The 14,455-nt window shown below is 67.0% G+C and carries 16 protein-coding genes; 8 read left to right on the plus strand and 8 right to left on the minus strand.

The annotated features are described in order from the left end of the window. Positions 1–47 precede the first annotated feature (47 nt). Positions 48–629 (plus strand): retropepsin-like aspartic protease family protein, encoded by a 582-nt coding sequence (locus EV216_RS04545; protein ID WP_132693882.1) that lies wholly within the window; start codon positions 48–50, stop codon positions 627–629. A gap of 6 nt (positions 630–635) precedes the next feature. Here the strand turns inward: EV216_RS04545 and EV216_RS04550 are convergent, their stop codons facing one another. After that, entirely contained in the window at positions 636–1,094 is a 459-nt protein-coding gene (locus EV216_RS04550) for a DNA polymerase III subunit chi (protein WP_132693883.1), read from the minus strand. A gap of 120 nt (positions 1,095–1,214) precedes the next feature. On the opposite strand from EV216_RS04550, the gene EV216_RS04555 reads away from it, so the two are divergent. Genes EV216_RS04555 through EV216_RS04570 form a run of 4 tightly spaced genes read left to right on the plus strand, consistent with a single transcriptional unit; the run spans position 1,215 to position 4,070 of the window. After that, on the plus strand, positions 1,215–2,159 hold the full coding sequence (locus EV216_RS04555; protein WP_132693884.1) for an MBL fold metallo-hydrolase: 945 nt from the start codon (positions 1,215–1,217) through the stop codon (positions 2,157–2,159). Then, positions 2,159–2,716 carry a thioredoxin family protein gene (locus EV216_RS04560; RefSeq protein ID WP_132693885.1) on the plus strand — a complete coding sequence of 186 codons (558 nt, stop codon included), beginning with the start codon at positions 2,159–2,161 and terminating at the stop codon, positions 2,714–2,716. The genes EV216_RS04555 and EV216_RS04560 overlap by 1 nt, the downstream gene beginning before the upstream one ends. Then, complete coding sequence (gph, locus tag EV216_RS04565; protein WP_243641965.1) at positions 2,713–3,375, plus strand: phosphoglycolate phosphatase; 663 nt, start codon at positions 2,713–2,715, stop codon at positions 3,373–3,375. The genes EV216_RS04560 and gph overlap by 4 nt, the downstream gene beginning before the upstream one ends. After that, positions 3,372–4,070: an HAD family hydrolase gene (locus tag EV216_RS04570; RefSeq protein ID WP_132693887.1), complete on the plus strand. Its 699-nt coding sequence runs from the start codon at positions 3,372–3,374 to the stop codon at positions 4,068–4,070. Before gph ends, EV216_RS04570 begins: the two co-directional genes overlap by 4 nt. 4 nt (positions 4,071–4,074) lie before the next feature. Here EV216_RS04570 and EV216_RS04575 read toward each other — a convergent pair whose 3' ends face one another. Together EV216_RS04575 and EV216_RS04580 are read right to left on the minus strand one after the other, a co-directional pair. After that, positions 4,075–4,344 (minus strand): hypothetical protein, encoded by a 270-nt coding sequence (locus EV216_RS04575; protein ID WP_132693888.1) that lies wholly within the window; start codon positions 4,342–4,344, stop codon positions 4,075–4,077. 94 nt (positions 4,345–4,438) lie between these two features. Then, positions 4,439–5,605, minus strand: coding sequence for a M20 aminoacylase family protein (locus EV216_RS04580; RefSeq protein WP_132693889.1), 1,167 nt, complete (start codon positions 5,603–5,605; stop codon positions 4,439–4,441). A 298-nt stretch (positions 5,606–5,903) separates the two neighbouring features. Between EV216_RS04580 and EV216_RS04585 the strand changes: the two genes are divergently transcribed. Next, positions 5,904–6,983, plus strand: a complete 1,080-nt coding sequence (locus EV216_RS04585; RefSeq protein ID WP_132693890.1) for a YeeE/YedE family protein — start codon at positions 5,904–5,906, stop codon at positions 6,981–6,983. Here EV216_RS04585 and EV216_RS04590 read toward each other — a convergent pair. The 4 genes from EV216_RS04590 to EV216_RS04605 form a co-directional block, all read right to left on the minus strand. Further along, the gene (locus EV216_RS04590; RefSeq protein WP_132693891.1) at positions 6,916–8,202 is read right to left on the minus strand and encodes a DUF3422 family protein; all 1,287 of its coding nucleotides are present in this window, start codon (positions 8,200–8,202) and stop codon (positions 6,916–6,918) included. The two genes, EV216_RS04585 and EV216_RS04590, sit on opposite strands and share 68 nt — an antisense overlap. A 266-nt stretch (positions 8,203–8,468) precedes the next feature. Next, positions 8,469–9,905 carry an NAD(P)(+) transhydrogenase (Re/Si-specific) subunit beta gene (locus EV216_RS04595; RefSeq protein ID WP_132693892.1) on the minus strand — a complete coding sequence of 479 codons (1,437 nt, stop codon included), beginning with the start codon at positions 9,903–9,905 and terminating at the stop codon, positions 8,469–8,471. 15 nt (positions 9,906–9,920) lie between these two features. Then, positions 9,921–11,495: a Re/Si-specific NAD(P)(+) transhydrogenase subunit alpha gene (locus EV216_RS04600; RefSeq protein ID WP_132693893.1), complete on the minus strand. Its 1,575-nt coding sequence runs from the start codon at positions 11,493–11,495 to the stop codon at positions 9,921–9,923. Between the two features lie 135 nt (positions 11,496–11,630). Continuing rightward, on the minus strand, positions 11,631–12,095 hold the full coding sequence (locus tag EV216_RS04605; RefSeq protein ID WP_243641966.1) for a methyltransferase family protein: 465 nt from the start codon (positions 12,093–12,095) through the stop codon (positions 11,631–11,633). 176 nt (positions 12,096–12,271) lie between these two features. On the opposite strand from EV216_RS04605, the gene kynU reads away from it, so the two are divergent. Together kynU and EV216_RS04615 are read left to right on the plus strand one after the other, a co-directional pair. Next, a complete protein-coding gene (gene kynU / locus EV216_RS04610) occupies positions 12,272–13,465 on the plus strand; it encodes a kynureninase (protein WP_132693894.1) in 1,194 nt (397 codons plus the stop codon). Further along, complete coding sequence (locus EV216_RS04615) at positions 13,423–13,938, plus strand: GNAT family N-acetyltransferase (RefSeq protein ID WP_132693895.1); 516 nt, start codon at positions 13,423–13,425, stop codon at positions 13,936–13,938. Before kynU ends, EV216_RS04615 begins: the two co-directional genes overlap by 43 nt. Positions 13,939–13,944: 6 nt before the next feature. Here EV216_RS04615 and EV216_RS04620 read toward each other — a convergent pair whose 3' ends face one another. Further along, complete coding sequence (locus EV216_RS04620) at positions 13,945–14,364, minus strand: c-type cytochrome (protein ID WP_132693896.1); 420 nt, start codon at positions 14,362–14,364, stop codon at positions 13,945–13,947. Between the last annotated feature and the right edge of the window lie 91 nt (positions 14,365–14,455).

Here is a 14,455-nt window from a genome sequence, read left to right on the forward strand (position 1 = left end):
TGCGGGGCCGGTCCCTATATCCGGAAAAGGAACCAGAAAGGAAGGCCATGGACGGCGACAGCCTTGCAAGACTGCTTTACCTCGTGCTGCTCGGCTCGGCGATTGCCGGGTATTTCTTCGTCGCGAACCGCCACCGTCTGGGCCAGGTCGCGCAACAGGCGGCGATCTGGGGGCTGATCTTCGTGGGCGTGATCGCGGGTTTCGGGCTGTGGTCGGACATCCGCCGCGACGTGGCCCCGCGTCAGGAGGTGTTCGCCGATCAGGCCCGTGTCGAGGTGCCCCGCGCGCCGGACGGGCATTACTACCTGACGGTCCGGATCAACGGCGCGCCGGTACGATTCGTGGTCGATACCGGCGCGACGGACGTGGTCCTGACCCGGCGCGATGCGCAGCGGGTGGGGCTTGACCCCGATGCGCTGGACTATATCGCCGAGGCGCGCACTGCGAACGGTGTGGTGCGCACCGCGCCGGTGCGGCTGGATCTGGTGGAACTGGGACCGATCGAGGATCGCGGCGTCCGCGCCTTCGTCAATTCGGGCGAGATGCGGGAATCGCTGCTGGGCATGGGCTATCTCAACCGCTTTGCACGGATCGAGCTTGTGCGCGACCGGATGATCCTGACCCGCTGAGGGTGCTTAGCCCCCGCTGTCGCGCCGAATCTCCCAGCGCCCCGAGTCCTCGGACCAGTATTGCGCGCGCAGCCCTGCCCCGGTCAGTGTCCGCCATTGGCCGCGCGCCGCCTCGACCGCGCCGGGATCGTTGCCGTCGAACAGGATGCAGACCCGTTCCATCGCCGCGGCCTCTTGCGGTGTGACCTGCGCGCCATCGACCGCCATCAGGCAGACCGCCCCGTTCGGGATGTCGGCGCCCGTGGTCAGCAGAACCGGCTGATCGGCGTCGAACGCGCCCCCCGCCCGGCCGTGCGGCAAGAACCCGTCGCCCTGCCACAGCCGTTCGTCCAGCCAGTCAAGCCGCCCGGCATCGCCCCCCCGCACCACGACACGCCAGCCCTGCGCCAGCGACTTGTCCAGAAGCGCGGGCAGCGTCGCCTCGATCGGGCGGCGGGTGAGGTGATAGAACATCGCGATGCCCATGCCCCGATGAAAGACCGGCCCGGACAACCGATTGCAAGCGGGAATCGCACGGGGCGCATCCCGCACTGGCCAGACACATTCAAATCTGTCTATGCTTGCGTCAAAAGGGAGGAGACAACCATGATCCGCAAGGCACTATTCTGCGCCCTGCTGGCCGCACCCGCCTTCGCCAGCGAGGACATCCCCGACAAATACCCGCAGTCGGTGCTCTATTCGAAGCCCGTCGAAGTGATCCCCAATGTCTTCTCGGCCATCGGCGCCACCGCGCCGCCCACCTACGAAAACGCGGGCCACAACAACAACCTGTCCTTCCTCGTCACCGGCGACGGGGTGATCGTCGTCAACGGGGGCGCCAACGCGAAACTCGCAGAGGCGCTGCATGCCGAGATCAGGGCCGTCACGGACCAGCCCGTGCGACTGGTCATCAACGAGAACGGCCAGGGCCATGCGATGCTGGGCAACAGCTACTGGGCGGCGCAAGGCGTCGACATCGTGGCTCATGTCGAGGCGAAGACCGTGTTCGAGGACAATTCCTTCCAGATCCTCGAAGGCATGAAGCGTTACGCCCTCGAAAACGCCGAAGGCACCGAAGCGGTGGGCCCCACCATCACCTTCGAAGACCGCTACGACATCGAGATGGGCGGCATGAAGATCGAGGTTCTCTATCTCGGCCCCGCCCATTCCGAGGGCGACGTCTCGGTCTGGTTGCCCGACGAACGGCTGGTGATCGCGGGCGACATCGCGTTCCACGAGCGCATGCCGCCGATTTTTGCCGAGACCTGCACAAGCTGCTGGATCGAGACCTGGGATACCGCCTTCGAACCCCTGGGCGCGCTTTACGTCATCCCCGGGCACGGCCATCCCACCAACATGGCCCAAGTCCGCCGCTATACCCGCGATTATCTGGTCTATCTGCGCGAGCAGATCGCCGAACATATCGATTCTGGCGGAACACTCGACGACGCCTATTATGTCGACCAGAGCCCGTTTGCGCATCTCGACACGTTCGAGGAACTGGCGACAAAGAATGCAGGCATCGTCTACACGGAAATGGAGTTCGAATGATGGCCGTCTCGACCCCCATCTGCGATTTCGGCTGGAAAGCTCCCGCTTTCTCGCTGCCCGGCACCGACGGGCGGACCTGGACGCTGGAGGATGTGCGCGGACCCAAGGGCACGCTGATAATGTTCATCTGCAATCACTGCCCCTATGTGATCGCGGTGCGCGACCGGATCATCCGCGATGCGCGCGATCTTCAGGCGCTGGGAATCGGGGTGGCCGCGATCAGTTCGAACGACGCCGCCACCTATCCTGCCGACAGCTTCGAGAACATGCAGCGGCTTGCGCAGGAACTGGCGCTTCCGTTTCCGTATCTCTATGACGAGGATCAGTCGGTCGCAAAGGCGTATGACGCCGTCTGCACCCCGGATTTCTTTGGCTTCGATGCCGGGCTGGGGCTGCAATATCGCGGGCGGCTGGATGCCTCGCGCAAGGAGGCGGGTCCGCCGGATCTGCGCCGCGACCTTTACGAGGCGATGAAACAGGTGGCCGAGACCGGCCAGGGACCGCAAGAGCAGATCCCGTCGATGGGCTGCTCGATCAAATGGAAGGACGCCGCGTGAAGGCCATCATCTTCGACCTCGACGGAACGCTGATCGACAGCGCGCCCGACATCCATGCAGCCGTCAACCGCACGCTGGCCGAGACCGGCGATGGCGAACTGCCGCTGGACACCATCCGCGGCTTCATCGGCAATGGCGTGCCCGTGCTGATCGAGCGGGTGATAGCAGCGCGCGGGCTGGACCCGGCGCGGCAGGCGGCGATGGTGGAAACCTTCATGCGCCATTACGAGGCCGACCCGGCCACGCTGACCACGCTGTTTCCCGGCGTCAAGGATGCGGTCGAACAGTTCCGCGACGAAGGCTGGGCGATGGGGGTCTGCACCAACAAGCCCGAGGCCGTCTCGCGCGCGATTCTCGACCGGCTGGGGATCGGCCCCTATTTCGGAACGGTGGTCGGCGGCGATACACTGGACGTGAAGAAACCCGATCCTGCCGTCGCGCTGGCTGTCAAGGAACGGTTGGGCGCGACGGTGGCGGTCTATGTCGGCGACAGCGAGATCGACGCGGAATGCGCATGGAAGGCGGGGATGCGCTTTGCCCTCTTCACCGAGGGCTATCACCGCGCCGATGACGTGGACGACATCCCGCAGGATGCGCGCTTCTCGGATTTCGACGTTGCGGTGGCCATCGTCGCCCGGCTGGCCGACGAGCTGCGATGAGCCTGCGGGCGCTGGTCTTCGACGTCGACGGAACGCTTGCCGAAACCGAAGAGGCGCATCGGCGGGCGTTCAATGACAGTTTCGCGGCCTGGGGCCTTGACTGGTCCTGGGACCGCGAGGCGTATCGCCGCCTGCTGCGCACCACCGGCGGCAAGGAACGGATGCTGGCCTTTCAGGCCGGCCTGCCCGACGGGGCGGCGCGGCTGAGCGACGATGAGATCGCGCAATTGCACCGCGAAAAGACCGCCCGCTATGGCGAGATACTGGCCGCGGGCGGTCTGGCGCTGCGCCCCGGCGTGGCCGAGTTGATCGCCACCGCGCGGGATGCGGGGCTGCGTCTGGCGGTTGCGACCACCACCAACCTGCCCAATGTCGAGGCGCTGGCGCGCTGCTGCTGGGGATGCGCGGCGCGCGAGGTGTTCGACGTGATCGCCGCGGGCGACGAGGTGGCGGCCAAGAAACCCGCGCCCGATGTGTTCGACCTGGCCCTTGCGCGGCTGGCGCTGGACCCCGATGCCTGCCTTGCCTTCGAGGACAGCCGCAATGGCCTGCTCTCGGCCATGGGCGCGGGGCTGCCGGTGATCGTCACCCCCAGCGCCTATACCGACCACGAGGATTTCACCGGCGCGGCGCATGTCCTGCCCACGCTCGAGCGCGCGCATTGGCCCGCCCCGCTGGCCGCCATCGCGGGCTGAGGGCTCAGCGCAGCGACAGGAACCGCTTGCCCGTCCTCAGCCGCATCCCCGATTTCCGGCGCGAGATCATCGGGAAATAGAAGAACGACGACAAGGGCGTGGGCCAGTCGGTGTTCAGCCGCGTTGTCGATGCCTTGCGCGACACCATCGGCAGCCCAAAGAAATCCGAGAACGGCGTGGCGCTGTTCCGGTCCAGGTGCCAAGTGTAATCGCTCATCACATAGTCGAAGGGGGCCACACTCTTGATGAAGGTGGAATCCTGCTTGCCTGCCATGGGGTTTCCTTTCGTCTGAACCCTGCCCGAGCGGGGATCAGACTACCTCAGCGTGCGCGTTCCCGAAAGATGCACGATCCGCACAGGCCCGGGTTCAGGCGGCAGGCAGCCGCGCCTCGACCATGCCTGCAAACCAGGACGATCCGAACGGGATCGCCGCGTCGGAAAACTCGTATTCGGGGTGATGCACCATCTGCGTGTCGCCATTGCCGACAAAGATATAGGCGCCGGGCCGTGCGTTCAGCATGTAGCTGAAATCCTCGCCCCCCATCATCGGCGCCACGTCGCGGCGCACCCGGCCCGAGACGGATTCGGCCACCTGCGCGGCAAACTCGGTCTGGTCGGGGGCATTGTCGGTCACCGGATAGCCGCGCCGCCAGGCAATGTCGGCCCGCGCGCCAAAACCAGCCGCAATATGCTCGACGATCCGGCGGAACTGCGCCTCGGCCCGGTCGCGTACCGCTTCCTCAAGGCTGCGCACCGTCCCGCGCATCCGCACATTCTGGGCGATCACGTTGCTGGCCTTGCTGTCGGTCTCGACCGTGCAGACCGAGACGACGACCTGTTTCAGCGGGTCGATGCCGCGCGAGGCGATGGATTGCAGCGCCACGACGATCTGGCTGGCCACCAGCACCGTGTCGATACATTCATGCGGCTTGGCGGCATGCCCGCCCTTGCCGGTGACGGCGATCTCGAAATCATCGGTCGCGGCCATGATCGGCCCGGTGCGGATCGCGAACTCGCCCACCGGCAGGCCGGGCATGTTGTGCATGCCGTAAACCTCGTGGATGCCGAACCGCTCCATCAGCCCGTCCTCGACCATCGCCTTGCCGCCCGCGCCGCCCTCCTCGGCGGGCTGGAAGATCACCACCGCATTCCCGTCGAAATTGCGCGTCTCGGCCAGATATTTCGCCGCCCCCAAGAGCATCGCGGTATGCCCGTCATGGCCGCAGGCATGCATCTTGCCCGGATGTTTCGAGGCATGCGGCAGCCCCGTCGCCTCGATGATGGGCAGCGCGTCCATGTCCGCGCGCAGCCCGATTGCCCGCCCCCGGCTGTCCGTGCGCCCCCGGATCACACCGACCACGCCCGAGCGGCCGATCCCCTCCACCACCTCGTCGCAGCCGAACGCGCGCAGCTTTGCCGCCACCAGTCCGGAGGTGCGCGGCAGGTCGTACATCAGTTCGGGATGGGCATGGATATCGCGCCGCCATTCGGCGATCTCGTCCTGCAATTCGGCGAGGCGGTTCTTGACGGGCATCTGTCTCTCCTGAGGGCGCGGCGTTTGCCGCATCACGGTCGACAAGGTGAGCCGCCCCCCGCCCAAGGTCAAGCCGGGCCGGTTTCGGGGCTGCGGGTGAAATAAGAACGCCCGTCCCGCCCCCGTCCCCCGTGCCGCACCCTGGTTCGCGCGCGGCACCGGCCCGCGACCGCCAGTTCCCGCCGGACCCGCAGGCGCGAACAGCGTTCCGGTCCCGCGCGGCCCGGGGCAGCGCCCGAGGCTTGATCGGCGCGAGCGCGCGGGGCATCTGCGGTCCCACACATCCGGAGTATCCGCCATGTTCGAGACCTTCGGCTTCGAGACCCTTACCGCCCCGCAGGCAGCCCCGTTCCTTGGCCTTGGGCTGGGGCTTATCTTCGGCGTTCTGGCCGAGGTGACGGGCTTCTGCTTTCGCCGCGCCGTCGCCGGCCCGGCCGAGACGCGCCGCCCGGCGCTGGGCATCTGGATGGCCGCGCTTGCCGTCGCGATCCTAGGCACGCAGGGGGCGGTCGCGGCCGGGCTGATCTCGTTTCAGGGCCATCGCTTCCTGTCGCCTGACCTGCCGGTGCTGGCGATCCTTGCGGGCGGGCTGATGTTCGGGGCGGGCATGGTGCTGACGCGGGGCTGCATCGGGCGACTGACGGTGCTGAGCGGCAGCGGCAACCTGCGCGCGGCGCTGGTGCTGGTGATCGTCGCGATTGCCGCGCATGCCACGATGAAGGGCGTTCTGGCGCCGCTGCGGGTTGCGGCGTCCGAGTTCACGCTGCCCGTGGGCGAGTGGGGCCTTGCCGCGTTGCCGGGCGGCGCGCTGCTCTGGGCGGCGATCCTTGCCGCCGGTGCCGGGGCGCTGGCCTGCTGCTCGGGCGCGCCGCGGGGCAAGCTGGCGCTGGCGGTGCTGCTGGGCCTTCTGGTTCCGGCGGGCTGGGTGGGCACGGGCTTCGTGCTGTTCGACGAATTCGACCCGATCCCGCTGGAAAGCCTGTCCTTTACCGCACCCGCGGCCGATGCGCTGTTCTGGTCGGTCGCGTCCACCGCCGTTGCGCCGGGCCTTGGCGTCGGGCTGATCGGCGGCGTTCTGGCCGGTGCGCTGGCATCCGCGCTGATCGCGGGCCGGTTCCGCTGGAAAAGCTTCGAGGGTCCGGCCCAGACCGGCCGCTATCTTGCGGGCGCGGCGCTGATGGGCGTGGGCGGCGTGCTGGCGGGCGGCTGCACGATCGGCGCGGGGCTTGCGGGCGTGCCCACGCTTGGCATGTCGGCCTTCATCGCGCTGGGCGCCATCGCGCTGGGGGCGCGCGCGGCCGAGGCCGCGCTCAGCGCTCCATCCCGCGACGGATCGAACGCACCATCGCCCACACGCCCACAACGACAAGGGGCGTGAGCAGAGCGGTCAGAAGCCCGGTCGAGACCTCCAGCGCATCGGCCAGCGGATAGACCATGTAGGACACAAGGCTGACGGCGTAATAGCTGATCGCCACGACCGACAGCCCCTCGACCGTGCGTTGCAGGCGCAGTTGCAGATCGGCCCGCTTGTCCATGCTTTCCAGAAGCTTCTGGTTCTGCGCCGAACGTTCCACATCGACCTGCGTCCGCAGCAGGTTCGCCGCCCGCACCGCGCGCCGTGTCATGTTGTTCAGCTGCGCCTCGGTCGCCTTGACGGTGCGCATCGAAGGTTCGTAGCGGCGCATCATGAATTCGCGGAAGGTCTGGCGATAGCCGAACCGTTCTTCGCGCAACACCTCGATGCGCTGGTTGACAAGCGCCTCGTAGGCGGTGGTGGCCGAGAACCGGAACGCGGTCTGCGCCAGCAGGCTTTCCAGTTCCGCCGAGACCGCCAGAAGGTTGCGCAGCGTCTCCTCGGGCTGGCGATGACCCTCACGCATCTCGCCCACCAACTCGGTCAGTTGCGGATCGAGTTCGGCCAGCCAAGCGGACAATTGCCGCGCGCGCGGCAGGCCAAGCATCGACATCGCCTTGTAGGTCTCGATCTCGGTCAGCCGCTGCACAATCCGGCCCACGCGCCGCTCGCCCGTGCCCGGCCGCGCGAAGACCGCGAAACGCATGTGCCCGCCCGGGTCGATGCGGAAATCGGTCGCCATGATCCCGGCATCGTCCAGGATCGACGAGGCACACAGGCTTTCGGCCACGAACCACTCCGACAGCCGCGCATCAACATCATCGCGTCCCTCGCGCAACTGTTCCACCCGGATCAGCGCCGAGGTCAGCCGCGCACCCGGCGCCCTTTCCAGCCAGTCCTCGGGAAACACTTCCCATGCGGCTGGGTCGAAGGGTCGCTCGGCCACGCCGGGGGCGAAGATCGTGTAGGTCACGAACTCCGCATGGCTTTCCCACTTGATCTTGTAGCGCCCCATCGCGCCGAAGAAATGCGTGTCGCCGGGCTTGGGATGCTGGGCGCCGAACCGGTCCAACAGGTCCAACAGGTGCGCACGGTCCGCATCCCGGTCACGGCTGACCGCATCCCGCGGCGGCTTGATCGCCAGGAAGGCCGCATGACAGGGCGGCTGAAGCGACGGGAACGGCCGCGCGTGCAGCTCGTTGGTCAGCATGTAGCGCAGCGGGTGGTCTTCGATCGGGGCCATGGCGGGCTCTCGGCTGACTCGGGGCTCACCCAAGCTCTAGCGCATGGATGGGGATTGTAAACGTGACAGGGACGCGCCCCGAAGACATGTCAGGGTCTTACGCCGGGACAGGACTGCTCTGCCTGCCCCTTCTTCTTGGTTCAAATACCCATAACCGCACGAAGTGCCGGAAGGCTTGCGCCGAAGGCGCTCAATTGGAAACGTCAGCGAGAATGCAAAACGCCCCGCCAACCGGGCGGGGCGTCCGGACCGCACTGCGCTCCCGTTCAGCGCAACTGTGAGAGCAGCTTGTCGAGGCTGTCCTTGGCATCGCCGTAGAACATCCGCGTATTCTCCTTGTAGAACAGCGGGTTCTCGATGCCCGAATAGCCGGTGCCCTGGCCGCGCTTCGAGACGAAGACCTGTTTGGCCTTCCAGACTTCCAGAACCGGCATCCCCGCGATGGGAGAGTTCGGGTCGTCCTGCGCTGCGGGGTTCACGATGTCGTTCGAGCCGATGACGATGACCACGTCCGTCGAGGGGAAATCGTCGTTGATCTCGTCCATCTCCAGCACGATGTCATAGGGCACCTTGGCCTCGGCCAGCAGCACGTTCATGTGCCCGGGCAGACGGCCCGCCACCGGGTGGATGGCGAAGCGGACGGTCTTGCCCTGCTTGCGCAGATGCTCGGTCAGCACCGACACCGCGTTCTGCGCCTGCGCCACGGCCATGCCATAGCCCGGCACGATGATGATGCTGTCGGCATCGTCCAGCGCAGCGGCCACGCCCTCGGCGTCGATGGCGATCATCTCGCCCTCGACCGCCGCCGCCGGCCCCCCGGTGCCGCCGAAGCCGCCCAGGATCACGCTGACGAAATGCCGGTTCATCGCGCGGCACATGATGTAGGACAGGATCGCACCGGACGAGCCCACCAGCGCGCCGACCACGATCAAGAGGTCATTGCCGAGGCTGAAGCCGATCGCCGCCGCCGCCCAGCCCGAATAGGAGTTCAGCATCGAGACGACCACCGGCATGTCGGCGCCGCCGATGCCCATGATCAGGTGATAGCCGATGAACAGCGCCAGCAGCGTCATCAGGAACAGCGCCAGGAAGCCGCCGCCCTGGAAGTACCAGACCGCCGTCACCACCGACAGGATCGCCGCGGTAGCGTTGAGCAGATGCCCGCCGGGCAGCTTCTTGGCCGCCGTGTTCACCTTGCCCGCCAGCTTGCCATAGGCAACGACCGACCCGGTGAAGGTCACCGCCCCGATCCAGATCCCCAGCACCAGTTCGACGCGCAGGATGTTGATCTCGACGGGCGTCTTCTTGGCCACAATCGCGGCGAAGCCGTTGACCAGCGCAGCGCGGCCCTCGTCGGTCATCGCCAGAACACGGGTCGTTTCGAAATCCGCGTTGAAACCGACGAACACCGCCGCAAGGCCGACCAGAGAGTGCATGATCGCCACAAGCTCGGGCATCTGGGTCATCTGGACCCTGGTGGCCAACTGGTAGCCAATCGCCGCGCCGCCCGCGATAAGGATCAGCGACATGAGCCAAAGCCCCTGCCCCGGCCCGACCAGCGTCGAGACGACCGCGATGGCCATGCCGACGATGCCGTACCAGATCGCGCGCTTGGCGCTTTCCTGTCCGCTCAGCCCGCCCAGCGCGAGGATGAAGAGGACAGCCGCGACCACATAGGCCGCTGTCGTGAAGCCGAAATCCATTGTCCCCATCCCTCTTTACGATTTCTGGAACATGGCGAGCATGCGCCGTGTCACGAGGAAGCCACCGAAGATGTTGATCGACGCCATAAAGATCGCGAGGATCGACAGCAGGATCACCAGATAGGAACCCGATCCGATCTGCATCAGTGCGCCCAGGATGATGATCGACGAGATCGCGTTGGTGATCGCCATCAGCGGCGTGTGCAGTGAGTGCGAGACGTTCCAGATCACCTGGAAGCCGACGAAGACCGCCAGCACGAAAACGATGAAATGCTGCATGAAACTCGCGGGCGCCACGAGGCCCACGGCCAGCAGCAGAGCCCCGCCCCCGGCCAACAGGCCGACCTGGGTCAGCGTCTGCTTCCTGAACGCGGCCACTTCCTTGGCCCGTTTCTCCTCGGGCGTCAGTTCCTTGGGCTTTTCCTTCTTCGGCGCGGCGGCAATCGCCTTCACCTTGGGCGGCGGCGGCGGGAAGGTGATCTCGCCCTCATAGGTCACCGTCGCGCCGCGGATCACGTCATCCTCCATGTTGTGAACGACCTTGCCATCCTTGCCGGGCGTCAGGTCGGTCATCATGTGACGGATGTTGTTGGAATAAAGCGTCGAGGATTGCGTCGCCATGCGGCTGGGGAAGTCGGTATAGCCGACGATGGTCACGCCGTTGCCGGACACGATCTTCTTGTCGGCCACCGTCAGGTCGCAGTTGCCACCCTTCTCGGCGGCAAGGTCGATCACGACAGAGCCGGGCTTCATCGCCGCGACCATGTCCTCGGTCCACAGCTTGGGCGCGGGACGGCCGGGGATCAGGGCGGTGGTGATGACGATATCCATGTCGGGGGCAAGCTCGCGGAACTTCTCGAGCTGCTTTTCCCGGAACTCGGGGCTCGACGGCGCGGCATAGCCACCGGTGGCGGCGCCGTCCTGGGTGGCGTCCTCGAAATCGAGATAGACGAACTCGGCGCCCATCGATTCGATCTGCTCGGCCACTTCGGGGCGCACGTCAAAGGCATGGACGATGGCGCCCAGCGAGGTCGCCGTACCGATCGCGGCAAGGCCAGCAACACCGGCGCCGACGATCAGCACCTTGGCCGGCGGTACCTTGCCCGCGGCGGTCACCTGGCCGGTGAAGAAGCGGCCGAAATTGTTGCCAGCTTCGATCACCGCGCGATAGCCCGCGATATTCGCCATCGAGGACAGCGCGTCCATCTTCTGGGCGCGGGAAATGCGCGGCACCATGTCCATCGCCAGGACATTCGCGCCCCGGTCCTTGCAGCGCTGCAACAGCGCCTCGTTCTGAGCCGGCCAGAAAAAGCTGATCAGCGTCTGGCCCTTGCGCAGGTTGTCGGCCTCGGCCTCGGACGGCTCGCGCACCTTGACCACGATATCGGCCGCCTGCCACAGCGCGGCGGCCGAATGAACGACCTCGACCCCGGCCTTCTGATAAGCGGAATCAGAGAATCCCGCCTTTTCGCCCGCGCCGGTCTCGATCAGACAGCTATAGCCCAGCTTTTGCAGCTGGAGCGCGCTGTCCGGGGTCATGGCCACGCGGGCCTCGCCCTCGAATATCTCCTTGGGTGCGCCGATCTTCACGTTGTCTGTCCCCTCTCTCAGGCGACGGGACCCGAAGGCCCCGCGTCAAGTCGCAGTCTCTTACCATCGCGCAATTAAGTTTCACAAGCGCATCGCCAAGGATTCCGGAACGCATCCTTTGGTCGCAACGCCGCATCACAGCCAGCGGCGCACCCGCGCGCAATAGGCATCGAAGGCGGGGCCGAAATGCGCGCGCAGCAGCGTCTCTTCATGGCGGATGAATCGCGCCTCGATCACCTTCACGAAAAGCGGCACCAGGATCAGGCTGGGCAGCGCATCCCAGATCAGGATCAGCCCCAGCAGGATCGCGACATCGGCCAGGTAGATCGGGTTGCGCGAGAACCGGTAAAGCCCGGTGGTGACCAGTGTATCGGGCCGCATGCGCGGGATCAGCGAGGTGCGCGCCAGCAGGAACTGGAGCGCCGCCCAGCCCATGACGGCCAGTCCCGCACCGACCAGCCCGGTGCCGATCACATCGCCCGCCCGCCCGGTGACCTCCATCGGGAAAAGCCGCGCCTGCAGCCAGGCCAGCGCGGCGAACAGGGCCAGCCAGACCGGCGGCAGTTCGACATGATGAATAAGATGAATAAGCCGTTTCATGGCAGCCTTCCGCCCATGCGGCGTCCCTGCAACAGTGCCGCGGTTTTCCGCCCTGCCGGACCGCGACAGGACGTGACCTGCCCCCTCTACCCGCCCCGCGCCGCACCGATCAAGGACAGATCGCCCCCTTGCGCGCCAGCCCGCCCGCGGGCAAGGCTGACCGCAAGGAGAGCCCGATGACCGGTTTCGCCGCCACACGCAAACTGTTCCACCTGCCCCGGGGTGTGATCTATCTCGACGGCAATTCGCTGGGTCCGATGCCCGTTGCCGCCGCCGACAGGGTCGCGCAGACCATGCGCGAGGAATGGGGCGAGATGCTGATCGGCGGCTGGAACAAGGCGGGCTGGATGGCGCAGCCGCGCGCGCTGGGCGACCGCCTGGGCCGGCTGATCGGGGCCGAACCGGGCAGCGTGGTGCTGGGCGACACGCTTTCGGTCAAGGTCTACCAGGCGCTTGCCGCGGCGCTTGAGATGCGGCCAGACCGGCGCGTGATCCTCAGCGATTCCGGTAACTTTCCGACCGATCTTTACATGGCCGAAGGGCTGGTCGCCGGGCTTGGCCGCGGCCATCAACTGGTCACCGTCGCGCCCGAGGCGGTCGAGGACCGGATCGGCCCGGATGTCGCGGTGCTGATGCTGACCGAGGTGGATTACCGCACCGGCCGACGCCACGACATGGCGCGGCTGACCCGCGCGGCACATGACGCGGGCGCGTTGGTGCTCTGGGATCTGGCACATTCCGCCGGGGCTTTTGCGGTCGATCTGGCGGGCACGGGGGCCGATTTCGCCGCCGGTTGCACCTACAAATACCTCAACGCAGGCCCCGGCGTGCCCGCCTTCATCTATGTCGCCCCCCGCCATCAGGACGCCGCGCGCCCCGCGCTGTCAGGCTGGCTGGGCCATGCCGCGCCCTTCGCCTTCGAACCGGCCTACCGCCCCGGCGCGGGCATCGAACGGATGCGCGTGGGCACGCCGCCGGTGTTGCAGATGGCCGCGCTCGAATCCGCGCTCGACATCTGGGACGGCGTCGACATGGCCGCGCTGCGCGCCCGCTCGGTCGAACTGACCGAGCTGTTCATCGTGCTGGTCGAGCCGCGCTGCCCCGATCTGCACCTTGCCACTCCGCGCGACCCGGACCAGCGCGGCAGCCAGGTTTCGTTCCGCTTCCCCGACGGATACGCGGCCATGCAGGCCCTGATCGCGCGCGGCGTGATCGGCGATTTCCGTGCGCCCGACATCATGCGCTTCGGCTTCGCCCCGCTCTATATCGGCGAGGACGAGGTGCGCCGCGCCGCCGATATCCTGGCCGATGTGATGGAGAACAGGCTGTGGGACGACCCCGCCTATCATGTCCGCGCGGCCGTGACCTGATCGCGCCCCGGCTGCGCATGCGCCCCGCCCGGCCAGGCGACGGGGTGGCCGCGCATGCGGTTTTCTATGCCGCTGTCCATCACGGCACATCCGCCGCCTATGGCCCCGAGGAACGCGCCGCCTGGGCCCCCTCGCCCGAGCCCGCCCCGGGCTGGGAGGAACAGCTGCTGGCCGGAACCACCCTTCTGGCCGAGGCCGGGCGAAAGATCGTGGGCTTCATGACGCTGGACGCCGACGGCCATCTGGAATTCGCCTATGTCGCGCCCGACCGGATGGGCCAGGGCATCGGCGCGGCGCTGCATGACGCGATCGTGGCGACCGCGCGCAAGGCCGGACTGGGGCTGTTGACCACCGAGGCCAGCCTGATCGCCCGGCCCTTCTACGCCCGCCACGGCTGGCGCGAGACCGGCCGCCAGAGCGTCATCCGCCACGGCATCGCCCTGACGAATTTCCGCATGGAACTGGCGCTTTGACGCCGCTCAATGGATGCCGTTCGCGCGCTGCACCTCGCGCACGAAGGCGATGATCGCGGCGATCTCATCATCTCTGACACCGGGCACCGAGGGCATGTCGCCGAACGGCCAATGATGCGCGACCACGCCGCGCCGCACGGCCATCCAGAACGCAATGTCGCCGTGATGCGAGGGTTCATAGACACGGTGAATCAGCGGCGGCCCGAGGCCCAGCCGCCCTCCGGCATCGGGGCCATGGCATTCGGCGCAATTCCGGCCAAAGGCCGCCTGACCGACCTGCGCCATGTCGCTTAGCCCGGGCAGGGCCACCTGAACCATCGCCCGGGGCTCGACCGGCGCGGGCGTCTGGCCGAAAGGCACCATCGACACCGCCGCCAGCGCGACCAACGCCACAGCCCCCATCCCCGCGATCCACCAGCGCCGCATCCGCCCACCCTTGTTCGGCTGAACAAGTCTGAGCCTTCCAGCAGGGGGAACCTCAAGTCACAGCGCCGTGTGCCCTGATCTTCTTCTTGGA

Origin of the sequence: Rhodovulum steppense (genome assembly GCF_004339675.1) — a bacterium.
Lineage (GTDB): Bacteria > Pseudomonadota > Alphaproteobacteria > Rhodobacterales > Rhodobacteraceae > Rhodovulum > Rhodovulum steppense.